The organism is Vibrio sinus (assembly GCF_023634645.1).
In the GTDB taxonomy this organism is placed as follows: domain Bacteria; phylum Pseudomonadota; class Gammaproteobacteria; order Enterobacterales; family Vibrionaceae; genus Vibrio; species Vibrio sinus.
The window spans coordinates 1-25,650 of sequence record NZ_JAMKMR010000012.1 but is presented as its reverse complement, the minus strand read 5'-3'; the positions used below and the strand labels follow the sequence as shown (position 1 = coordinate 25,650).

13 protein-coding genes are annotated in these 25,650 nt (G+C 42.0%); 5 read left to right on the top strand and 8 right to left on the bottom strand.

Annotation, left to right across the window (positions count from 1 at the left end):
- Positions 1 to 102 precede the first annotated feature (102 nt).
- The gene (locus M9194_RS13335) at positions 103 to 387 is read left to right on the top strand and encodes a hypothetical protein (protein WP_250613170.1); all 285 of its coding nucleotides are present in this window, start codon (positions 103 to 105) and stop codon (positions 385 to 387) included.
- 93 nt (positions 388 to 480) lie between these two features.
- On the opposite strand, the gene M9194_RS13330 is transcribed toward M9194_RS13335, so the two are convergent.
- From M9194_RS13330 to M9194_RS13320, 3 genes are read right to left on the bottom strand one after another with little or no spacing between them, the layout of a single operon-like run.
- A complete protein-coding gene (locus M9194_RS13330) occupies positions 481 to 1,857 on the bottom strand; it encodes an MFS transporter (protein WP_250613169.1) in 1,377 nt (458 codons plus the stop codon).
- A 14-nt stretch (positions 1,858 to 1,871) separates the two neighbouring features.
- Positions 1,872 to 2,330 (bottom strand): VOC family protein, encoded by a 459-nt coding sequence (locus M9194_RS13325; RefSeq protein WP_250613168.1) that lies wholly within the window; start codon positions 2,328 to 2,330, stop codon positions 1,872 to 1,874.
- 10 nt (positions 2,331 to 2,340) lie between these two features.
- Positions 2,341 to 3,015, bottom strand: a complete 675-nt coding sequence (locus M9194_RS13320; RefSeq protein WP_250613167.1) for an isochorismatase family protein — start codon at positions 3,013 to 3,015, stop codon at positions 2,341 to 2,343.
- Positions 3,016 to 3,146: 131 nt separating this feature from the next.
- Between M9194_RS13320 and M9194_RS13315 the strand changes: the two genes are divergently transcribed.
- Positions 3,147 to 4,043: a LysR substrate-binding domain-containing protein gene (locus tag M9194_RS13315; protein WP_250613166.1), complete on the top strand. Its 897-nt coding sequence runs from the start codon at positions 3,147 to 3,149 to the stop codon at positions 4,041 to 4,043.
- 238 nt (positions 4,044 to 4,281) lie between these two features.
- The gene (locus M9194_RS13310; protein WP_250613165.1) at positions 4,282 to 5,472 is read left to right on the top strand and encodes a DEAD/DEAH box helicase; all 1,191 of its coding nucleotides are present in this window, start codon (positions 4,282 to 4,284) and stop codon (positions 5,470 to 5,472) included.
- 155 nt (positions 5,473 to 5,627) lie between these two features.
- Here M9194_RS13310 and M9194_RS13305 read toward each other — a convergent pair whose 3' ends face one another.
- Complete coding sequence (locus M9194_RS13305; RefSeq protein ID WP_250613164.1) at positions 5,628 to 7,862, bottom strand: cytochrome c peroxidase; 2,235 nt, start codon at positions 7,860 to 7,862, stop codon at positions 5,628 to 5,630.
- Positions 7,863 to 8,264: 402 nt separating this feature from the next.
- Complete coding sequence (locus M9194_RS13300) at positions 8,265 to 8,825, bottom strand: helix-turn-helix domain-containing protein (RefSeq protein ID WP_250613163.1); 561 nt, start codon at positions 8,823 to 8,825, stop codon at positions 8,265 to 8,267.
- Between the two features lie 126 nt (positions 8,826 to 8,951).
- Between M9194_RS13300 and M9194_RS13295 the strand changes: the two genes are divergently transcribed.
- A complete protein-coding gene (locus M9194_RS13295) occupies positions 8,952 to 10,157 on the top strand; it encodes an MFS transporter (RefSeq protein WP_250613162.1) in 1,206 nt (401 codons plus the stop codon).
- A gap of 82 nt (positions 10,158 to 10,239) precedes the next feature.
- On the opposite strand, the gene M9194_RS13290 is transcribed toward M9194_RS13295, so the two are convergent.
- Entirely contained in the window at positions 10,240 to 11,499 is a 1,260-nt protein-coding gene (locus tag M9194_RS13290) for a hypothetical protein (RefSeq protein WP_250613161.1), read from the bottom strand.
- A gap of 577 nt (positions 11,500 to 12,076) precedes the next feature.
- Here M9194_RS13290 and M9194_RS13285 point away from each other — a divergent pair.
- Positions 12,077 to 12,898, top strand: coding sequence for a substrate-binding periplasmic protein (locus M9194_RS13285; RefSeq protein WP_250613160.1), 822 nt, complete (start codon positions 12,077 to 12,079; stop codon positions 12,896 to 12,898).
- A 48-nt stretch (positions 12,899 to 12,946) separates the two neighbouring features.
- Here the strand turns inward: M9194_RS13285 and M9194_RS13280 are convergent, their stop codons facing one another.
- Both M9194_RS13280 and M9194_RS13275 read right to left on the bottom strand, forming a co-directional pair.
- Entirely contained in the window at positions 12,947 to 20,062 is a 7,116-nt protein-coding gene (locus M9194_RS13280; RefSeq protein ID WP_250613159.1) for a non-ribosomal peptide synthetase, read from the bottom strand.
- Between the two features lie 29 nt (positions 20,063 to 20,091).
- Complete coding sequence (locus M9194_RS13275; RefSeq protein ID WP_250613158.1) at positions 20,092 to 25,242, bottom strand: non-ribosomal peptide synthetase; 5,151 nt, start codon at positions 25,240 to 25,242, stop codon at positions 20,092 to 20,094.
- Positions 25,243 to 25,650 lie beyond the last annotated feature (408 nt).

Genomic DNA, 25,650 nt, shown 5'->3' with positions numbered 1-25,650 from the left:
TGTTGTGCACAAAACAGTGGTAACCCAACTCCGATTTCACTCTATTCTTTCTCATATACCCAAGCTCACACTTCGTCATTAAGTGCTATTGGAGGAATGAGGATGTACTATTTAACTCGGTGTTTAATTCCATTCATTGCCGCTTTTCTGCCTGTACTCTCGGCTGCTAATTCGAAAGTCGAGCCGCAAACACAGTGTATAGCCAAAGTTCAAGAGCAATGTAAACTCGAAGCCATGACGGCATACAGCGCTTTGAAAATGATTCAACAAGGAACAGTACCAGGCACAAAACACCAAGTGGACTACCTTAAAAAAGCCATTTCGCAAATAGAGAAGGGTAACTACTGTTTAGCTAAAAGCATTGTGGTTAATTTGCCAAATACATAGGAAAAGTTAAAAGGACACACACCATAATCACTCAGTGTTCTTGATCTTCACCGCTACCATTAAATTCCTGATTAGTAACACTATTTTTGCAAATTATGATGCCCTTTCAGCTTCAACCACGCTTTTGTTCGGCAACGGTAAAACTAACGCAACGGCTAAAGTGATAGCTATAGCTAAAGCGCAGAACCCATCACTGTAGTTGGTCGCTGACCCTGTATAAAATGGATTCCAGCCATTCGCCGAATTGATGTTATTGCTCACGATAGAAGAGAAAAATGCAGCTCCTAACGACCCACCGATAAAAAACATCATGGTATTCATGCTTAGGGCTGAGGCGAGTGCTGCTGGACGAACCATAACGGAAACAACGACCGAAATCGGGGTATTTAACATCGCAAATCCCGCTCCCAACAAACCCGAAAGAATGGCCATATTCATAACTGAACTTCCAGATAAAAAGGTTAGCGCCACAATGGTAATAACCATGAGGAATACACCTATTCGCATTGGTACACGTGGTCCCACGAGATCAGCCATACGTCCAGACATAACACCAAAAACAGCTGTTGCTATCGAACCAGGCAAAGTCACAAGTCCAATCTGAAAAGTATCTAGACCATTAAATCGTGACATCATCATCGGTAAGCCTATTAAAGCAGCAATATTCACTGCCGCCGTAAGAAAAGCGAGCAGCGTTAGACGTACATAGCGAATATTGTTTAGCAGTTCAGATTGTATAAAAGGTTCTTCTGCAGTTCTCTGCCGAATAACTAATCCTAGCAAACCGGCAAGACTCATCACCAACGCACTGAGTACACTAACATTTGTCCAGCTACTCTGACTACTTTGGGAAACCGCATATAGTAACCCAGTGACTATCATTGCCAGAAACACACCACCTAGTACGTCAATTGACCCGTCAGTTCTCTGATATTTTTTCGGTAAGACCATCCAAGCAAATGGGTACACTAAGCCCAGCAATCCGCTCATACCAAACATCGCGCGCCAACTGACAAGTTCAGTAATGACTCCTGCCACTAAAGGCCCCACTGCTGAGCCAATACCAACCGTTGCACTGACTGCTCCTAATATGATCCCCCGCTTTTCTTCTGCAAAAGCTCGGCTAGCAATCACCATGCCTAGTCCTGGAAACGCTGCGCCACCTAGTGCTTGAATAATCCTAGCTGCAAGCATAAACCCAAACGTCGGAGCTATGAGGCAAGCTATTGAACCTATTGAAAAAAGTACAATACCAAGCAAAAACAAAGAACGCGCGCCAAACTTATCGGCTATACGTCCATAGAATGGGATGGCGATCCCATACGTTAAGAGGTAACCACTCATCACCCAGCTCAACTCGCCTGTATTTACAGAAAACGCATGACTCATCTGAGGGAGTATCACGGCCACCGCAGAGGAATTGAGCACACCAAAGAAAAGCGCGGTGCAGACAACAATCAGTACTTTCACGATTTGCTCTCCCGCTACGGGTGGTTGCCATAGGTAGAGATGTCATCACCTGCCGATAGCAAACGTGACGCCGGGTCATCTCCAGGATACTCATCAAATTCAATCACATTACGGTCGGGATCTCGGATAAACAGGGAGTCCATGTCTTTAAATTTAAAACGGCCGCTAATTTCGATGTCATTGAGTTCAAGAAATTTTTCGAGAACTGACAATGACTCAACTTTAAACGCAATATGGGTATAGCCCGAGTGTTTTTGTTTGATATCCATCAAGATATTATTGCTAACCGCTTCCGTACTTGGACCAAGTAAATTCAATACAACACCGGATTCGTGCTTCATCATTATTGGGTGACCTAGTTCAAAGCCTGTATCCACAATCAATAAGAAGCCAAGCTTCTCGTAGAAATCTATCGCTTGTTTTTTGTCTCTTACTCGGATGCCGATATGATCAATTTTTAGTATCGAAACCATTGTGATTGTCCTATTTCCATTCTGTATCCGGGTCCATCTTGAATAGATGTTCCATAAATATCCGCGTCACTCCTTTTTCGGTAGCAGTTCGTGCATGATCTCTTTGAAGCTCGGCGAGAACCACATTCCAAGTGATGGGCTTAACCCCCGCGATTTCCATACGTTTCATGCCATTGCTATGGGACAAATGAGATATACTGCCAATCGTATCTTCTGGAACCAGTACGTCGTAGCCAGCATTGGCAGCTTCAATCGCTGGGTATGCTAAGCAGACATCAGTCCATAACCCACCCATAATGAGTTTCTTACATCCGGTAGCTTCAACGGCTGCAACAAACTCTGGCTCTTCCCAAGCATTAACGTTTGTCCTGTCAACGATTGTTGCATTGGGAGCTAACTCACGCAGCTCTTCTATAAATGGTTGTGAACCATTGAGTCCAACTCCAACATGCGAAAAAATAATTGGCAGTTCAAAGTAAACGGCTGTTTTGATTAAAGCGGTTGTATTATTCACCAATTCATCATGTTCAATACTTTTCACGCCCATTAGAATATGGGGCTGATAATCAATGAGTATCAAAGCCGCATTTTTAGGCGCAATAAACGGATCCTCATTGGGATTTCTAGTTGGTGTTCCTTGGTAATTATCAGGATATTGCGCTACGCCATTAATAGTTTTAATCATAATTTGTTCCTAGCAATCATTGTTTAAAACGAACTTTTTCGCTTTAGGTGACTTACGGAAATCACTCTATCTTGTAAAGTAGAGGTATACTACATGGCAAAATTACAACTCTTTGTTCTATTAGAGGAACGATGATCGAAGATTTAAATGACATAGTCATCTTTGCGAAAGTCGCTGAGTTAAACGGTATATCATCCGCTGCAAGGGCGCTGAATATGCCAAAATCAAGAGTCAGCCGACGTATGAAGGCCCTAGAAGAGTCGTTAGGCGTTCGACTTATAGAACGGACTACGAGAGCGATAAGCCTGACTGAAATAGGTAGTATGTATTTCTTGCATTGCAAGCGCGTCATCGCAGAGCTTGGAAACGCACATGCATTTATCTCCAGTATGACGGAGAGCCCACGTGGTATGCTTAAAGTGAGCGTGTCTGTCTCTATTGGACAGAATTTATTGATACCATTTTTGGGTGAATTTATGGCCCAATACCCCAATATCAGGTTAGATCTTAAGCTCGAAAATAGACGAGTTGATTTGATTGGCGAAGGTTATGATGTAGCCATTCGACTGGGCAAGCTTGAAGATTCAACCCTAGTTTGCAAGAAACTGGGGGAAAGTCATTCAGTACTTGTTGCCTCCTCTGATTACTTACGGGTAATGGGTACCCCACAAAACTTTTCTGAACTGAAAAATCACCGATTTTTAGTTATGGGTGATGCGATTCACAGTGAGCGTTGGGAAATGTTAGACGATGATGGCAACCAAGAAACTGTTGTGACCAACCTGCACGCTATAGTTAACGACTTGACAGCCATTCGACAACTGGCAATAGATGGAGGAGGCATTGCCCGTATCCCGCAATATATGCTGACTGATGATGATATTTGCTCAGGCAAATTACGTCGAATACTCAATGACTGGAGATCTCCAAATTACAGTTTTCAAGCAATCTATCCCAGCCACCATAGTATGACCCTAAAGCTTAGAGCATTTCTTAATTTTTTTGCTGAGAAACTTAAACAACTATAGTGTGACCAGCTTTTAGGATTTGTTGAAGGTAGAATTAAAAGGACACACCAGAACTGGTTCCAGGAGTGGTTGAAAACTTTCTCTATGACAACGGAAACAGCAGCTAGCGCTTTACTAAGTAAACAAAAACAATCTTGGCAAGCAATGTGTACGTGTTAGAATGCGCCACTTTGCGACGAAATAGCCTACAACAAAGGCGACAGCGTGTATTACTCCTAACCCTTTACCGAGACCATCGATGCCATTCTCTAATTTAGGATTAAGCGATCCCCTTCTACAAGCCATCAATGAACTTGGCTATGATAAGCCGACCGAGATTCAGGAGAAGGCGATCCCGCTTGTACTGTCAAGGCGAAACCTGATTGCAGCAGCTCAAACGGGTACAGGTAAAACTGCTAGTTTTGTGTTACCTATTCTACAAATGCTCAGTAAAGGCGAAACGCAGCGTAAAAAGCGCATCCGTGCTCTTATCCTGACGCCAACTCGTGAACTGGCGATTCAAGTTAATAACAATATTACTGAGTATGGTAAGTACCTTAACTTAACATCAGCTGCAGTATATGGTGGTGTGAGTGAGAAGCCGCAGAAGCAACGGCTTATTGATGGTATTGATATTCTCGTTGCAACACCAGGTCGATTGTTGGATCTTTACGGACAGCATGCCATTCACTTTGAAGAAGTTGAAACCTTTGTCCTTGATGAAGCGGATAGAATGCTCGACATGGGCTTTATCAATGATATTAATAAAATCATTGCTCGCTTGCCGCAAGATATTCAAAACCTACTGTTCTCTGCAACACTATCAAACCCTGTCCGTGAGTTGGCAAAATCGGCCATTGACCAACCAGCTGAGATTTCAATTGCCAAGCACAGCGCTTCAAAAGACAGTATTGAGCAATGGCTGATCACGGTAGATAAAGACAAGAAATCGGCCCTACTCAGCCACTTGATACAAGAAAATAATTGGGACCAAGCTCTGATCTTTATTGAAACGAAAAAAGGGGCGGCTAAACTCGCATCTCAACTAGAGAAACGAGGTATTCCTGCTGAATCCTTCCACAGTGGCCGAAGCCAAGAAATTCGAGCTCAGCTTCTGACTGACTTTAAAGATGGCAAAATCCAATTCCTTGTAGCCACAGGTGTTGCAGCGCGTGGTATTGATATTGAAAACCTGACTCGAGTGCTAAATTACGATCTTCCATTCCCTGCTGATGAATATGTTCACCGCATTGGTCGTACTGGCCGTGCGGGTGCTAAAGGGGAAGCGATCTCTTTTGTATCAAAGGATAACTTTAAAAATCTTTGTATGATTGAAAGCCGCTTGGGCCACTTAATCGAGCGTAGAGAGATTGAAGGGTTTGCACCGAAAAAAGAAGTGCCTACTTCAATCTTGAACTACGTGCCTAGGCATAAACGTAATCAGAAATAACGTTGATAGAAACATTGAAAGGACACACACCAGTGAATTGTTGAAAGGACACACACCAGAACTGTCTTAAGTGGGTATCTAGAAAACCATTAAAAGGGGCTGCACCAGCTAAGCTCGTGCAGCCACATTTCAATTCAGTGACATCTTAAAAGAGATTACTTGGACACAGCCATATCTACTTGTATGGTCGCTCCTCGATTAAATCCATCTCCTGAGGTAAGAATGAAGTACCGCCCTGGATTTGGGGCATGGATTCTTATGTATTCATTATTTCCTGCTTGTTTCGATGAGAACATGTATTGCGTTCGGCTGGGCCAATAAGAGCTAACATATAAGTCTGTGTCACCCAGACCATGCTGAACTCTAATATCTAGGGTAGTGTTTGGTTGATGGACGTCGGTAAAAAAGTAGCTATCACCCTCAGCGATACATATTGGCGACATGTCTGTTAGCTCCATCAAGTGATAAGCAGGATCAATCCCACACTGGTCAGAGATGACTTTTGGCCGCTCACCTTTTTCTTTCAGTGCGCTTTGTTCACTAAAAGCAACCGAGACCTGTTGAAAGCCAGCTTGGCTAATCGCACTAACATAGTGACGACCTTTATTTAACGTCAGCTTAAGTACTTGCTCTGTATTTTGGCCATTTGAGTGAGCGATAGCATTTTGCTTCGTTGCCCACCGTGTCGGGTGATAATAGAGTGTGAGTTCCCCCGTTCCACCTTGGCTACTTAGGTAGACAGTCGTATTATCGTCAGAGACATCAAAATACAATTGCTGTATTTGACCAGATATACACTCTCCTTGGTCTGGATTGAGTTTAGCCCCAGATGTCAGGGCGTCGTTATCCCTACAATTTGCTCGCAAGTATAGTGGCACCCCCTGATAGTTCATCGCATGAAGCTGTAGCCTATCAGGATCTCCGTCTTCTGGCTGAGGAAGCCAATCTTGTAAGCAGGAAGCGTCCTTCACACATGGATCTGTCAGCGCTGTCATAAAATTCACTAAATCCAGCTTAGACTGCTCAGAAAGATTGAGTTTCTGTAGTACTGGCGCGCCATCTGCAATTTCTTCATCAATGATTTGCGCAGCCAAGTCTGTGTTATACCTGACATCAGGGAAAAGAGACTGACAATTCGCGATGGACTGAAACTGTGGTTGCTCGCACCACGCTTGGTAGTCTATATATTGATCCAATATCTTGTGGTAATCATCGTAGTGCTCAATGACCTGGAGTAACGTGTCATAGTTTCCCGCATGGCCAAATGGGCCAGTCACTTCGATATTAAGTAACGTGCCTGAGCGAAAGCTATAAATATCCTCTTCACTGCCATTACGACTGGCACGACCTAAATCGTTGCTTTCTGCACCCAACTCACCTGTGCCGGGACCAATTTGCGGAAATGCCAATCGATGATAGTTTGAATCTTTTGTTTGACTAAAGGTATCCGTATTGTGGCAACCAATACATTGTGTCGGCAAGAAATCGGGCTCAGTACCACCATCAGAGGGAGGTGGCGGCATATATAAATACAGGTATGCACCACGTTTTTGTGATTGAGTCAGTGCGGACAGATCGCCTCGAACATATTTATTCCACACGTTATTAGTAAAATTCATTGATTGTTGATAGGCCGAGATCGCTCGCGTGATGTTGTCGAACGTCACTAGTTCACGACGACTTTTATCTTGTCCATAGACAGAAGCAAACTTTTCTAACCATTGGTTTTGAAACAGCTCTCCGCTAGCGCTGCCATAGTCTCCAATTCTTGCTGCTAGGTGCGCTCTCACGGCTTCATTGGACTCACCAAGCATAAAGTCAAAGCCGCGCATTTCCGCTTCCTCTACTGGTGGAAAACGGGCTTGAGCGGAGAGTAGCGTGTCTCCAGCATTAGGATCAGCCTCACCATAAGGTACATCAGGGGTACTGATCCCCTGTTTAGGGTTCAACCAGTCCACAAACTCGACCCGAGCATCCCGAAACAAACTTCGCTTATATAAGCCTGCGTTAAATACCGTTGGTGTGTTACGAGGGATGTAAAAACTTCCATCCAAGGTACGGCGGCCAGGCCCCAGTACATCTTCATCTACCGCTCTTGTACCAACCGCTAAAGAAAGGCCATCTCCACCACCTAAATACGGGTGATGGCAGCTAGCACAGGCAACACTTTTATCGCCACTGAGTGCTTTAGAAAAAAACAGCAATTTGCCCAGCTTGACCTCTTCTGAATCCACACTGGGAATGTCGAATCCTTGCGTAGGATTGCCAGTTAACTCATGTTGCTCAATAAGCTTGCGCAGCTCGGCATCAATATTATCTGGCCCTGGTATAGGAATAGCCATCGCGTTTGTAGTCAAAGATATCATGATGAAACTCAATATTAACTTCATTTTGCCTCCCGTCGTTTTTCACTGTGTATTACTGCGCCAGACAAAACTGTCACTACCTAATACATGAAAATCTGGGCACGTATGAAATTGAGCGCTTATGTTATAGAAACGGTATCGTTTTAATAGAGGCAATATCTGATTGCGTGATACGTTGCCAGCAATATCATTTTTTTAGTGAATGATTTGATATTTTATATGCTTGAATGTTGGTAATAAATTGAAAAGTAAAACAATTTAATCTTGGATAAGGTTTGAGTTGAACTAGGGTACGATGCGATTAGTATTGTGGCTTTGCTACCACTACCAAGGAATTGACGAGCAGCCAAAATAGCCAATCATAGAACTATGGCTGGCTATTCTGTACCCAAGCAACCTCAGAGGTAGAATTCAAAATCGAATAGACTAACTATTATCCACCAGCTGTTGAATAAGTGCATAATCGGCATGCTCAGTTTGGCTTAGATTTTCGATGAGAAAAGAGGTCCTTGGCCTAAAGTAAAAACTGTCTTCTGCTTTTAAATCAAATCGTTCTTGATCAACTTGTATCGAAAGCTCTCCACTTCTCAAGTAGAGGTAATAGTTTTTATTGAGGATATTATCTGGGGGATTTTGAAATGAAGTGCTCGGCGCTATCGTAACGAGATTCCATCGAATCGCATGACCGTGCCTAGTCGGTGATAGCGTACGGCAGTTTATGTTGCCATGACTTTCCTTTGGCTGCTGCTCACTAGGTATCACTATTGCCATCGCTTTTTCTGGCGGTTGAATGAGATCGGTGAGTGGCATACCTAGCGCTGAAGCTATGCGCGCCGCCACATCAATAGTGGGCTGAGTTTCACCACGCTCTATTTTGCATACCATAGATTTACTGATTGAAGCCAGATCAGCTAAGACTTGCATGCTTAAACTCAAACGAGCTCGATGAACCTTCAACTGAGAAGAAAAATAGTTAGCCTCTGTCATTAAATGACCCCTGTCGTTTCTATTTGTGAACGAAATTTTCAATATATTAAACGAAAAGCTTGATCAATATCAATGTCATGTTTAATATACGACACGTTTGTTTCATTTATTGAATAGGATATCATCATGAAGAACCTATCTCAAGCCCAAGTACTATCATCAGCACCTGCGGCGAGTCATCGTTATCTTATTGCGTTCCTCGCAATACTTATTGTGCCCTTAACTGGATTAAGTACGGATATATTTGTGCCTAGTATGCCAGATATTCAAAGCTTCTTTCAGACCAATCAAGGTACGGTTCAGCTCACCATCACCGCATATATGTTAGGTGCTGGCGTCATGCAGTTATTTGCCGGTGCTATCTCTGATAGTTTTGGCCGCAAGAGACCTTTTGTGGTTTCAGCCATCGCTTATTTACTGGCATCCATTGCTATTCCTCTTGCACCTACCATTCATATTCTGATTGGATTGCGTATTCTTCAAGGAGCAGCCGTCGCAGCGATGGTAGTACCAATGAGAGCGGTACTCTCAGATTTATTTGAAGGAAAAGAGTTTCAAAAAGTCACTACTTATATGGCATTTGTATGGACTATTGGCCCTATTATTGCGCCATTTCTCGGTGGCTATTTAACGCACTATTTTGGCTGGGAATCGAACTTTTATTTCTTGGCTATTTATACTGCTATTGTGCTAGCGTTTATTTTGCTCAACGTACCTGAGACGTCTCGTTATTTTAACGAATTCAAATTAAAAGCCATCATTGGAAAATACCGAACCATCTTAACGGACCGGCATTTTATCTCCGCAGGGTTAACCAATGGCTTGACTTATGCTCTGGTGATGATCGTGACTTCAGTCACTCCATTTCTACTCAAAACCCAGTTGCATTACACACCAATCGAATTTGGGTACTTTGCGTTAGCATTAGGTGTCGCATGGTCAGTAGGCAGTTTAAGCAACCGCTTTTTTATCCATCACAGCTTATCAAGTAAAATGAATATTGGTGTGACTATTTTGGCGCTGGCAAGTATAGCGCTGCTATTGGGCACAATTTGGTTACCGTTTTCTATCTATGTGCTGGCCGTTCCACTGATTGCGATTTATTTAGTGGGTGGATTACTGGCGACGGTGAATTTTGCGTTTGCCCTGTCGTTGTTTCCCAACATGTCAGCTAGCGCTAATGGACTCTTTAGCGGCATTCTATTTTTTGTTGGCTCGCTTGGTTCAGGGATTGCGGCTCAATTTCACTTGGTTACCGCTCCAGCATTAGCCACATCGGTGGTAGCACTGGCTGCGACTATTGTCTTGTCGCAAAAATTGAGAGCAAAATAGACTACAACCAACTGAAACAGTGAACTTGTAGGAAGAGGATAGCCTCTTCCTACAACTTGTCTCTAAAAATGGGGTTTCTCAATCAAACATGAAAATGAGACTCTATAATACTGCCGCGGTGCAAGCCTCCATCTGGCTCTTCTTCTACAAATGGGCTCACATCAATAAACTGCGGATTTCCCGTTAATACATATTTCTGCCCCAACACCGTATCTCTATGGTGTTTAGAAATAAATGGCTTATATTCATTTCTATTATCTAGGCCATCGATCTTACCCGAACTTTTGGAGCTGAATCGGCTGGAGTCGTATTTCACTCGCTGGGTAATATTCGTTCTACTTTTCCCTGACCAGTAGGCATTTTTTAACGAGTGATAGCTTGGTATATAACTGGTTGCGCCCATCTTGTCGTAAACCTGTTTGTTGCCCAGTATCGTATTATAAATGACCGTCATCTCTGATTGATCGAGAGGGTTAATATTTCTTAAGCGAGTTCCCCAACCCGTCAATGCTTTCTGCGCAAAATCTCGCGTAAGTAAATAAGGCCCCTTAGCGGCTAAGCTTCCTTTCTTACCTCCATCCGCGTGGGCATTTCCAACCAATGTCGCATGACGCCCGGGAACAAAACTCACGTACGACTTTGTGTCTCGATGCAATGTTGGCATTCTGGCTCTAAAGCCCGTTGATTGTTCATTTTCCGCAAATAAACAGACAATTTGGCGAACGTTTGCATTCAAATTCTTGAAGTTTTTAAATTGGTTTGTGCCTCCAGGAACAGGATCACATGCAAAAATGTTAACGTTTAAATTTCGTGTTTTTGGGTCACTAAAAAGATAATTTGCAAATTCAAAACAGCTTACACCACCTCGGCTCCAACCAATCAGATTGACTGTGGTGACTGGATTCTCCCAGCGAAACCTTTGTAAGTGTGCAAGACGACTTTTATCTGCGCGAAAGAGATCGGCGGCGAGTTCCCGAATTTCCTCTTTATCACTTGTACTATGCAGGAGTTTTTTCGCTCTGACTTCATAGTGCCCTTTACCAAATTTCGAAAAATTCTGCTCGGCAATCAAGATGCCCTTAGCGTATTCCATATTGCTTTGAATACCTGCGCCAAATGCCATACCCAGTTTTTGGTTTCGATATCGGTTATTGACTGGCTTTAGCCATTCATCTTGGTTGCCGCTGCCAACGCCATCCACTTCCAAGTAGTCAAAAAACAACCGCCCATCAGCCATACTGGCAAGTCTGGAAATCAATTCACCTTCATAATAAGAAGCGGTATTGTGAAGATCGGTGGAACTGGATCCAGTTCCATGAAAGAAAATAGTAAAAACTGACATAGCCTACTTACCTCTAATAGAATAAATTCATATTAATCAAAATGTTAAATTATAATTATTGATGTTCTTCAATTGCTTATTAATGCAATTTAATCGACGCGTAATTTACCGTAACTTGGGTGTAAATATACTTGAATATTATTAGTAGACTCTGGAATAAAATAATAATTTGCAGGAATAATTTAATAAAATCGTCATATGAAAAACACGCTATTTACAAAAATATTATTATAATTTAATTCCCATACATAGACCTTATAAAAACCTTATATCTTTTCTTTCATTCAATAGCGATAATTATTCATATGTACGTTATTCGACATGGTAATTAAGGTATTAATCTTGTTCAAAACAAAATAAAGCAAACGTTAAACAGAATACAAAACGGTAAATAGGAATGACTGTAGAGAAAATGGAACTTAATAGTTATTACACAATGCTAGTGTCAAACAATTAAACTCTTTCGTTTTGATTGTCAAAAAATCGGTAACGCCTATTTAACAAATTTTCTTGGAAAGAGCCCGGCTCAACGACTACTTTAAAAGTAGCCTTTTTACATAGAGCATGTTGGACAGCTATGAAATGCGTTATCGCCATTGCTTTACTCTCCTTCGCTATCCCCCTTTATGCGGCGGCTGAGAAAAAGCCCATCAAGGTTTGCTATGAAAATGTCGAGCTGAAGCCGTTTATTCTGGGCACAAAAACCATTCCAGCTAAACCAGGGTATATTGTGGAGTTGGTCAAGCTGGCTGTCGAAGCTTCCGGCGCGAAAGCGGTGTTTTATCGAAAGCCTTGGAAACGCTGTATTCACAACCTTAAACATGGAGAAGTAGACGCCATTTTTGCCGCTATTCGAACTCCAGAGCGAGAAAAGTGGGCCTCCTTTCCAGATTCTGCTCATGCCGAGCAATATTTACTGAAGGTCACTTACCCTATCTTTGTCAACCGTAAATCAAACCTTAAATGGGATGGACAGCAATTTCATGGCGTAAAGTATGGAGTGGGTGCGCCGCTTGGTTATATCGCTAGGCAGCATCTCATGGAGATGAATGTCTACCCTAAAGGCGTACACCACCTAAACCTTGAGCGAGGCATGCGTATGGTGGCCCTTGGACGACTTGATGGCTATGTTATTAATCAGACAACTGGGGAACAACTGGTACAAAATCTTGGTTTGGACGAGCAAGTTACGACATTATCGACACCATTTATGTATGAATTTCTACACTTGGCCTTTTCAAAGCCATTCTTTCAAAAAAGCAAACTCTGCGCAGAGCAGGTGTGGCATCAATTGGCGCTTACTAGGCAAACCTACGGTGAGAAACTATTAAACTCATACAAAAACGGCAGCGAATTCACACTCACGCTGCCAAAATCTTCCTATCAAAAGGGATGCTAATTTCTATCTATTGAATCCATCTTCGGGTAGCCCTTAGCTGAGATTAAGTTAATGCATCACAACTCGGGCGATATCACTCGAACGTTCCAATATATTGCTGTGATATATATCATCAAACCTTACGACTTCGACATCCTGCTCAACAATAGTGGAAAGATTATTATCATGAATATTAGCCATATATGCATTGGTTCTATTTAGATCGAATGACGACATAGCGTGATCTGGAGACAAGCCCATTCCAGCCTTAAACAAGGTAATTTGGGTATACTTTAAATCACCGACCAATTGCTGATGTGTCATCTCTCTTCCACAACTGTATGCGGCTAACGCCTTCGCGATATAATCAGCATCACAACCTTTGTTAACCAATCTATTTTTGATGGTTTCATAGGAATCGTAATCGGATAGAACTCCTGAAGCACAGTTTCCTATATAAGTATCCAATAAATACACTTCAATATCAGTGAACCCTCTTTCTTCCAATAAGCAGGCCAGATTAAGAGCGATATAACCTCCAAGTGACCAACCAAGAAGTTTAACTGGTTGATTTTGTTTATGGTATTGTAAAATTTCCTTAAAGTATGCTTGGCTAACTTCAGCCAAAGAACTGGATACTTGCTCTTCAACGAAGTTGTAATTGTTGATGCCAACACAGTTGAAAGTACTGCCTAATTCTTCAGACAGTCCTTGGTAGACTTCGCTGTCAGAGCTCGCACTGTGTATCATGTAAATGGTCTGCTCGGACTTTGAGCCTAACGTCAATGGCGTCAAATATTTGTATTCACTCTTATCCTTGATGCTAGAACAAATATTCGCGATAGTTTTGCATGAAAATACCGTGGTCAGATCGATGTTAAACCCATCTATGTTGTTCATGCGTTTAACTAACCTAATCGCTAGTATAGAGTTTCCTCCAATGTGGAAAAAGTCATCTTCGACACCAACCTGCTCAATACCAAGCGTGCTCTGCCAAATCTGACAGATTTTTTGCTCCAACTCGGTTTTTGGCGCGACATAGCGTTCCTGACTAATAAACTCTGGTTCTGGTAACTGGCGTCGATTAAGCTTGCCGTTATTGGTTAATGGCAACGCTTCCAACAGAGTAAAGGTGGTCGGGATCATATAATCTGGCAACGTCTTACTGAGTTGGCTACGTAGCGACTCAATATCGACCACTGGTAGATCAGTCTGATGTTTCATCGCACTTTGCTCAAGCACCACGTATGCCGCTAAATAACGATACCCCTCACGTTCAAGGTCAATCACCGCAACTTGTTTTACATGTTCATTTTGTAACAACGCCGTTTCAACTTCACCAAGTTCAATTCGATAACCACGAATTTTCACCTGCATGTCGTTACGCCCCAAATATTCCAAATTGCCATCAGGTAACCAGCGAACAATATCACCCGTTCGATAGAGTTGAGCACTCATTTCTCCCTGATTCGTCGCAAAAGGATTGGCGATAAAACGTTCTTGAGTAAGTGTCGGTTGATTTAGATAGCCTCGCGCGAGACCAGAGCCGCCCACGTATAACTCACCTGGAACTCCAATGGGAGCAAGCGATAACTTGTCAGTCAGGACATACGCTGTTCGAGTATCAATTGGTTTGCCAATCGGCACCTCTGCGTCACGACCATCACACTTAAAAGTGGTTGTAAACGTAGTACTTTCCGTTGGGCCATATCCGTTCAACACATGCTTAGGACTCCACGGACTCGTGACCAGCTCTTTCATCAAGGTTGAGGTCAGTTTTTCTCCGCCAACAATCAAATAGTGCAGCTGAGAAAACAGGTCTGGTTGTTCCACATATAAGCTATCGAACAAAGCACGAGTTAGCCAAAGAACAGACACATTGTAAGTACTCAATGTATCGTGAAGAGACTCTGCACTAACTTGTTGTTTATTTTCTGGAATACACAGCGATGCACCGTTGAGTAATGCCCCCCAGATTTCAAAAGTAGCCGCATCGAAGCTCGGATTAGACAGCTGCAATAGCACGTCTTTCTGCGATAACTCTATATAGCTATTATTTACCATTAATGAGGTGATTCCTTGATGAGGAATCATCACCCCTTTTGGCATACCCGTTGTGCCGGAGGTATAAATCACATAAGCCAGATCTTGTGTGCAATTCATAGGCACAGGATTACTTACACGCTGGAGTCCAATCGATGGCGTGCCGTCTGTGACCACTTTATCAACAGGCTGACAGAGTTTGCCTAAGCATTCGTCTAACTTAGGAGACAAACGCACTTCAGTTAACACCATTGAGGCACTGGTGTCTTTGAACATATGGTGTATTCTGTCTTGAGGATAATCTGGAGAAACCGGAACATAAGCGCCACCCGCTTTCAACACCGCTAACATGCTCACCACCATCTCGATAGAGCTGTCAAAGTATAGCGCAATGAAAGTGTCTGCCTTTAATTCTGTATTGTGCAGGTGAAGGTGGCGCTCACGGATATAATGTGCCAACTGGTTCACCCTATCGTTCAGCTCGTTATAGGTCAACGTCTTATCGGCAAAGATCAGTGCTGTGTGATCGGGCGTTTTCCTGACTTGCTGTTCAAATATCTCACATACTGTTTTGTCTTGTCTCAACTCTGTTCTGGTGTTACTCCAATCATTGAGAAGTATATTGCGTTCATCCTCTGCAACAGTTTCAATTTCGTGAATATGCTGTGTTGGCTGACGTGTCAAAGTGCACATTAGTTTTTCGAACATTGCGCTATAACGCAGGATGGTTTCCGTTTTCCACAAGCAAGTCGAATAGTTCCATTCTCCTTGGATATTGTTGCTGCTGTCATCCATGAATAAGCTCAAGTCAAATTTTGCAGAGGTGTATTCCGCTTCTTCCAATTTGTCTAATGAAAATGGAAGATCATCGCCTTGCAGTTCTTGCCCAAATCGCTGCAAACTGAACATCACTTGGAAGATGGGATGGCGAGACATATCCCTTTCTACACCCAACTCACTCACCAATTTCTCAAATGGCAGCTCTTGATGCGCTTTTGCTTCAGATACCATCTGGTGAACTTGACGAACCAACTCAGCAAAAGATTGGCTAGGTGTCACATGAGTGCGCAATGCTAGACTATTGACAAAAAAGCCAATTAAATCTTGGGTCTGAGCATGCTGTCTGTTGTCAGAAGGTGTACCAATCGTGATGTCTTGTTGGCCAGACAAGGTGCTCAACAGGACATAAAATCCACTCAGTAGCACAGAATAGGTTGTCACTCCTTCCTGCTTGGCAAAACAACGCACATTTTCCGATACTGAGTCATCAAGAGTAAAAGATAAATTTGCCCCACGATAATCGACACTGGATGGTCGTGGGTAATCACAAAGTAAGTTAAGTGACTCGTAGCCAGAGAGCTGTTGCTTCCAGTAGCCTAACATTGCCTCTAGCGTGTCCCCTTTAAGGTGCTCTCGTTGCCATTGAGCGTAGTCACCAAAATTAATATTGATGTCTGGCAAATTAGGCCGTTGGTTTTGAGTTAGCGAGCGATAAATTTCGCTTAACTCAGATAAGAAAATGTCGGTGGACCAGCCATCAAATACGATATGGTGCCACATCAGCAGCAAATAACGTTCACCATTGCAGTCGTATCGGTGTAACCGCATGGGAAGCTCTGTCGCTAAGTCAAATTGGCTACTCATATCTAACTGAACTTGTTGGGCGAGAGATCGTCTATCAGGGACAGTTAAACATTGATAGGACAACGCGCTAATGGAATGCTCCATATATACATCACCCTGCATCGTTTGCTGGTAGCAGCTAGACAGAATTGGATGACGGCTAACGATTAGATTAATGGCTTCCAATAGTAGCGTATCTTCTGTATCGACGTGCAGTTTCACAAAATACGGGATATGGTAACTGTCACAACCATTCTCAAAACTCTCAATGAACCACAGCCGTTCTTGTGCAAAGGATGCTGGGTAGCTTTTTTTCTTCAAACTTGGAATGACATGAAGATCATCAGACAGCTCTGAAGCTAACCCAGCAATCGTGGGGGATGTAAACAACGCCGAGAGAGTGACTTCTTTATTCAATTGACGACGGACTTGAGCACTCAAGCGAATAGCAGAAATCGAGTCTCCACCAATGCGGAAGAAATTATCATTGATACCAACTTTCTCCAAGCCTAATACGTCCTGCCAAATTTGACACAGTGCCATCTCTGTCGAGTTGCGAGGCGCTTCGTAGCGGTTTTTGGTCACGAACTCTGGTTCGGGCAAAGCTCGTCGGTCTAACTTCCCATTAATAGTGAGGGGTAATTCATTTAGAAGAGTATAAGACGCTGGCACCATGTAATCAGGTAGATTGTGACTAAGCTGCTCACGCAACCTCTCTGCCACTTCATGTTGGTTGATTTCACCTACATCAGTGAGAACAATATACGCTGCCAGAAATTTGTGACCCGCTTTTACGTGATCGATGACCACCACGTTTTTTACATCACTTAACTGCAATAACGCACTCTCTACTTCCCCCAGCTCAATACGATAGCCTCGAATCTTCACCTGCCCGTCATTTCGGGTTAAATACTCCAAATTTCCATCGGGTAAATAGCGAACAATATCTCCAGATTTGTACAGACGGGTATAACCATTTTTTATATCCGACTCGCTCGCATAAGGGTTCTCAATGAAGCGATCTTGTGTCAGTTCGATATTGTTCAAATAGCCATGGGCCAGCCCCGCACCTCCAATGTATAATTCACCAGGGATGCCAATAGGTGCCAAAGACAAGTCATTGGAAAGGACGTACGCTTTTCTAGTATTAATTGGTTTTCCAATCGGCACATTCCATGCCTCACCATTACATTGAAACGTGGTAGTGAATGTTGTGCTTTCTGTAGGCCCATATCCATTTATCACATACTCTGGGCTCCAATCACTCGATACAAGTTCTCTTATTAAAGGTGCCGTTAGTTTTTCGCCTCCAACAAGGAGATAACGTAATGACGAAAACATATCCGGTTTTTCTAGATAAAGGCTGTCAAATAACGCTCGTGTTAACCAAAGGATTGTTACTTCGTTCTCAACGATGGTTTCTTTTAGAAAGCCAGAATCTAGGTGGTTTTCACTGAGGGGAATATGCAGTTTCGCACCATTTAACAACGCTCCCCAGATTTCAAAAGTTGCGGCATCAAAATTTGGATTAGACAGTTGCAAGAAGGTGTCTTGAGGTGAAATGTCTACATAATCATTGCCCTGTACAAGCGAAACCACACCTTGATGTGGAATCATCACCCCTTTGGGGTTACCCGTCGTTCCTGACGTATAAATGACGTAGGCAAGATCTTGTGAAGATGTGCTAACAGGTTCAAGGTTAGGTTCCCCTGTGTTTTTCTCTAATACATCTCGAACGATGACCAGTTCTCTAGGCTGAGAGTTTTCACTCAAACAATGTGCCAAGTTTAAGGAATACTCTTGTTGAGTGAGGACTAGAGAAGCGTCCGTATCCTCAAGCATGAACTGAATTCTTTCATTGGGATACTGTGGTGAAACAGGGACATACGCGCCACCAGCTTTCAGAACTGCCAGCTGACTGACCACTATGTCGATGGAACGGTCAAGATATAATGCGATGTATGTACCAGCTTGAAATGGTTTATCGAACTTCTGCTGATAGCGCTGACGTAAATGGACGGCTAGTTGATTGGCCTTTTGATTTAACTCTCTATAGGTGAGCGTAGTCTCGCTGTTGGTCAGGGCTATACTTAACGGTGTTTTTTCTACCTGCTCTTCGAACAACTGATGTAGTGTTTTATCACAGGGGTACTCGCTATCTGTATTGTTGCAAGTATCAAGTAGAAAGGTTTTTTCACTCTCGAGTAATACATCTATCGTGTCCAGCGTCTTGTTAAAACTCGCGGCTGAGGCTAACAGTATTTGCTTAATTCGCGCTAGCATTAGCTGCATTTCTTGCTCTGAGAAATAAGCATATTGAAATGATGCCGCTAATTTCATCGAATTCTGGAAATCAATGAGGCGTAAGCTAAGTGGCTCTTCTCCCACATCACCAAGCATATATTGTACTTCCGAACTAGCCTGAGACAAACCTCCGTTACAGTCAGAATACACATCGTACAATACGTTAATATCAGCATTGGCATTCATGGCAGAGCCTGAAAGTCTCGCTCGATGGCTTTTCGGAAATTGAGCACGCTTCATCGCAGCTTTAAGCGAAGATAGTGATGACTTAATTAAATTTTGGTAGCTAAGATCGTTGCTCATGATTGTTGATAGTAAAATCGCATTGGAGTGCATACCCAGATTTTGCATCTCATCTTTACCATGGCGGCCATGTACCGCGGTACCAACGACCACATCTTTTGTACCTAGCGTTTTAAAAAAATACAAGTTGACTGCGCTTAACAATAGCGCCATTAAACCCAATTTTTCTTCTTCACAAAACTTACGTAGAGCCGACACCTCATCTTTCGAAAAAGACATTGACAGCTTGCTTCCGCCGGTCGCTCTCGGGTTGACAAGCGGTAATCGTGTTACCTCATGCTGAGAGGCAAAACCAGTCCAATATTCTTTATCACGAGCATAACGACTGGTTTGTAAATAGTTATTCGATCTGTTTGCAGCCAGTTGATAGGCTGGAGACTTCACCCCTTCCAATTCAGCACCATCAACCAATAACTTATAATTATTCAACAAGTAGTCGTGCATCAGAATGGTTCCAACCCCATCGTTGAATAGATGGTGGGTCTTAGAAAAGACAAGGTTATTCTCTTTTCCCAATTGAAGTATATAAATGTAGTACCTGTCTCCATGCGCAACATCAATAGGCATTTTGGACTGTTCATGCATCCAATCCATCGCCATTTGGGCTGGGTCCTCTGAGAGAGAGAAATCCATACGACCTACAACGGACTCGAACGAATCAGCAGGTAACACTCTCTGCATCGGGATTTCATCGTCAGAAAATACCAATTCAATACGTAGTGAATCATACTGGTTGACTAAACTGCGCCACGCTTGAGAGAACTTTTCATAGTCAATATTACAACTTAGCTTTTGGTATACGCATATATTGTACTTTGGATTCGTTGGAAATATCGCTTGATCGATCCACACGTTTTCCTGCGCGGTATGAAGGGGAAAACAATCATTCGTTTTTTGGTTTAATAAAGTCATGTTGGGAATTACCTATCGTTATAATTTAATTAAATACTTTCAAGCACAGCGCAAGAGCTCTTAACACCACTGCTCATGACACTTGGCCAAACAATATCTGATATCAATTCCATGACGTGTTTATTTCCAAATACTTCATAGTGTGCACATGGGATATTTATTACCTTTTTATTCTCCAGTTCGTCTTCAAACATTAAATATTTTGAGTTGATTGCAAACTCGCATGCTGATCTAACGGATTTATCTTTGACTTCCGGGTCACTAATAGCGCATTTGAATATATGAGTACGGACTCGACTTTTACCGACAGACAAACCGCTATATAAACTTTTCTGCTTTTTACTACTAAAGTCTTTCACCCCAAGCCTATCAAGCAGTAGCGGGTCAATTAGATAGCTGTTTAATACTTTCACGCCTGCTTTATCCAACTTTGCCGCCACCATATGCGATAGAATAGCACCATAGCTCCAACCCAGTATTGAGCACTGATTGTCTCGTATCATTCCGCTGTTTAAGATGATATCCACAATATAATTCGAATGCTCTTCGAAACTCATGAATTCGCTATTCCTATTTAGATCGAATGCAATAACGTTGGATTCTTCTGGCACGTGTGGTAACAAAGTATTCAGGTATATTTCATAACCTTGATTAGAGATCGGCATTAAAATAACAGGGGAAGATTTATGGTTTTCTTTTAGGTACACGTAAGGTTGAAAATCATCTTCAATAATATTTTTAACATGATCTTCCTTTTTATTTTTCAAGCATACAGATATAACTTCATTCACGTTATTTAAAAGTGAAAAAGAAAACGTTTTAGCCAAAAACTCACTTAAATATGATTCCACTTTGAAATACATAACCTTATTGCAGGTATAGGCAATAATATTAACCTCAATACCCTCATCATTGTGTTCACAACGATTTTGGTACTTCGACGCTTGTAAATTCCATTGATCATCATCATTGCTATCCAATGTGCCTAGGTAATTAAATCGGATTGGTGGAAGGGTTGTTCCGATCTGTCCTAAAGCACTCATGACACCAAAGCCTAAGCCTTTATTAGGAACCTTTCTCAATAACTCTTTGGTGTGCACTATTGTTTCAGCAGTAGAATGTTTGGCCTCTAGAGTCACTGGGTACATAGTAGTAAACCAACCCACTGTGCTAGATAGATCAACCTTACTCGAGAAGGGCTCTCGACCGTGTCCCTCAAGCGTAATGCTATGAGATTGAGTTCCAAACGTCGCTGCCATCGCCATAGCAAACGCAGACAGCAACAAATCGTTGATCTCTGTATCAAAGGCAATGTTAGATTTGTGCAGAAGATTCTGTGTGTTTTCCTCCGTCAGAACGAACTCATCCACCCGCTTCGATTCAGTATGCGAATAGCGGCCATTGGTACCAATGGTTTGTGAATGCCAAAATTCCGCTTCTTGTTCAGAGACCTCATATTGGTAAACTTCATTAACCCAGGCTCTGTAGCTGGTCGTTTTATTGGGTAACGTCTTGCCTAACAATACTCTCTTAAGATCATCAAATAAGATTCGCCAAGAGACACTGTCCATAATCAAATGATGGAAGCAGAAGATAAGTTGACACTTGTTGCTATCACTAACTGAATATTGTGTCACTGACCACAGCGGGCCATTTTCAATATCAAAACTGGTTTGTTGTGTGCTTACGAACTCTTGCAAATCATGTTCATCACAATCGATTGCATTAAGACGTTGCAATTGAATATAGCCAAACTCTTCTACAGACTCGTAGCGTTGAGTGACTTGGTTTCCCTGCTGAATAAATTTACATCTCAGGCTATCGTGCCTAGCTGCTAGTCCATTGATGGCTTCCTCAAGCACAGAGTGGCTAAACTCACTGGGTAACGCTATCGAAAAAACTTGGTTATAGTAATTTGGGCAACAGAATTTCTTGTCAAAAAACCATTTCTGAACAGGCAATAATTCAAAAACCCCCTCTAACTCGCCCTGCTCGGCATCAATGTCAAAGATTTGTGCGCCTGTACTGTCTAGTCTTTTCGCTAGGGAAGAGATGGTAGGTGCTTCAAAAATATCTTTGACTTGAACAGCAATGCCTTCTTCTCTAATTTTTGACACCAATTGGATGCTTACAATAGAGTCACCACCTACCCTAAAGAAATTGTCGTTTACGCCTAATGAATCTATCTTCAATACCTTTTTCCAGATTTTGACTAGTTTTTTCTCAAGCTCTGTTTTTGCTGCCTCCAAATGCTCGCTTTCTGCTTCAATGACGATGTTGGGTAAATGCTGTTTATCGAGTTTTCCGTTTATCGTTTTTGGCATAACGTCGATCTGTTTAAAAAATGTTGGCACCATGTAATCAGGTAGCACGCGTTCCAAGTCATTACGTAAAGTTTCTAAGCCGTTGCTGTCACCATACACACCACCTTTGCACACAAAATAGGCCACCAGGTTTTTGCTGTTATTGACTTCTCTTTGCACTACAGCAACTTGGTCTATTCCACCAAGCTCTAGAATCGACATTTCAATCTCGCCTAGCTCTATCCTATGCCCACGAACTTTCACTTGGAGATCGTTTCTACCAATGTATTCCATGTCGCCGTTGCTTAATCTGCGCACGACATCGCCAGATCTATATAACCTTGTGCAGCCGTTGTTGACATCTGCCTCGGTAGCAAAAGGATTGTTAATGAACCGCTCTTTGGTTAATTCCGGACGACCTATATATTCGCTAGCCAATCCCGCTCCCCCAACATAAAGCTCTCCAACCATGCCGATGCCCACAGGCTTCATATGTTCATTCAGTACATAGCATTTCACGTCAGGCAGTGGCTGACCGATATTAGAGACACCGATCACATCCGTCATTCTCAGCGCTTTATAAGTGACATGTACTGTTGTTTCTGTAATGCCATACATGTTGACTAGCTGAGGTTGGCTATCACCATAGTGATTCCACCACTCTCTTAGTTTTGAAAAATTTAATCGGTCACCACCAAAAACAACGTATCTAAGATTTGCAAACTCAATCTTCTCACTCAAAGCGATATTGGAAAGCTCGTAGAAAACACTTGGCGTCTGATTTAACACCGACACACCTGAGCGATGACATAGCTTGGCAATTTGGTATAGATCTTTTGTACACTCGCTCGTTGGGATAACTAGTTTCGCACCGTTAAGCAGTGCTCCCCAGATTTCCCATACACTAAAGTCGAAAATGTAATTGTGATAAAGCAGCCATGTGTCATTCTCATCAAAGTGAAAATGCTCTTGGCTCGCACTAAAGAGTCTGATGACATTTTGATGGCTCTGAGGCACGCCCTTTGGCTTGCCTGTCGTGCCTGAGGTATAAATAACATAGGCCACACTCTCACTACCGTTAGATCCATCAACGGGCGGTGCATCACTTACCAAATCGAGTTCTGCTTCATCAAAACATACTGGCAAGATATCTCTCGATAAGTTGTCTAAGCGTTTAAATTCATTATTTGTGCTTAGGAGTACTTCACATTGAGAGTCAGCAAGAATAAAGTCAATTCGACTCGATGGGTATTCAGTTGATAATGGTACGTAAGTGCCACCTAGCTTTAGTACGGCCAACATAGAGATAATGGCTTCAAAGCCACGTTCAAAGTAAAGCGCAACGCGAGTATTTTTCTTAAACTCAACACCACTTTTCACGCTATACGCACGAGAGATTTTATGTGCTAGATCATTCGCTTTTTCATTGAGTTCGCCGTAACTCATTTCCGCGTTTTCATAAGTTAATGAGATATTATCTTTGAACTTTTTAGCATTGGCTTCGAATATAGTGTCTAACTTTTGGTATTTCGCGCCTTCAAAGTGGCTGATTGGGTAACGACACGTTGCCGCCTCCATTTGATTCGGTGCTAGAAACACAATATCTTGTTGTTGTACGTGCTCTATGCACTCTGCATCCAATACGTTTAAGATTGCGTTTGAAACTGAAGAAATCAGTTCTTTCTCAAACTGTTGAGCATTGTATTCTAATACAAACTCATTATTGCCATTGCTTTGGATATCAAAACGCAATAGCAAGTCGTACGAACTCATAGTATTTCGCTGTATCGGCGTAGAAGTGACACCGGAAAGGTTCATGTTTGCTAAATTTAAGTCCGACTCAGACACACCAAAATTGAAATAGTTATCACCTGAATCAGATCTAGCCAATCTTTGATCTTTGACAATCTCGGATAAAGGAAAATGGTAATGACGTTTGCTACTTTTTATCTGATTTTTTGTTTTATGTGCCAAAGTCTGCAAATCATCATGTGATTCCAATTTGTATACCAGAGGCAAAGTATTAACAAAACATCCGCATATGTTGCTATATCCCTTTGGTCGCATATTAATTGGATAGCTGAGGGCAAAATCAGCCTCATTGATAAGTTGCGAAACAACCATGCCAAAAATGGCGCTGATAGAGATAAAATTGGTTGATCTACTTAGCTTTTTTAAACGATTTAAATTATTTATCTGCTCTTGGGTCAACGTAAAATGCAAATTGTTTCTTTTTCTTATTTCTTCTTTCACGTTATTGTTGAAGGGGATATTTAAATCTAATTTTGTTTGCCCTTGAATCAGATCATTCCAATACTTTCTAGACTCGTTGCTATCTAGGTCTTTGATATGTATTGTCTCTGATTCAATGGCTTGTTGGTAAGGGGATAAATCACATTCCGTAACGCAAGCGGATAATGCATCATTGTAATAAAGAGATATTTCATCTTTTATCACTTTCATTGTTGCCGCATCAAATCCTGCATGATGTGCACAAACCAAAAAGTAAAAATCATTACTTTTTTTATCTTCGATCAAGAAAAATTTAATTAGTGGCTCTGCATATAAATCAAATGTACGCTCAGACAGAGCACATATCTCTTGGTTAATATCACCACCATAAAAGTCCAGCTCGTGGTAGCAATCATCAATACTAAAGCTGCCTAAGTACGCTTCCTGATCTTCTCTTGAGAACGTAATGCGCAATTCTTCATGTCTATTTAAAAGCTTCTCACAAGCTGATTTCAACTCCTCTTTTTTTAGGTCTGCAGAAAACTTAAAGGAAAAACTGCAGTTATATTGAGTGCTTTCCGGATCTCTTAACCACTCTAAGAAGAATCGATATTGATAGACTGAGATAGGAAAATTATTTTTCATTAGAACTGTACTCCAAATAATGCTTATTCATAACAAGCTGATCGGCAAATACCAATCCAATCCCCTTGCATCCCAGACTTTAATGAGGGTTAGATATGTTTATTAACTTATTACGCGGTAGTGATGTTTCTAAATTAATCATTTTCTCAATATCTAACAATATGTGTCACGGAAAGGTATATTGCGTATTGTGCAACAATCTCATTAAGAGGCATTTCAATAAGCGTTAGTTATTGATAAGTAGGGTAATAATGAGAAGATAGATGTTATTTAATTCGGCTCAGTTTTATTAGGCACTACAAAACCGAAATCACATCAATAGAAAATAGCTCGAAGCGCTAAACGCTCGTTTAATGAAAAAGGCAAAGCAAAAAAGAGAAAGCGTATCTGATAATGCATATTATCAGA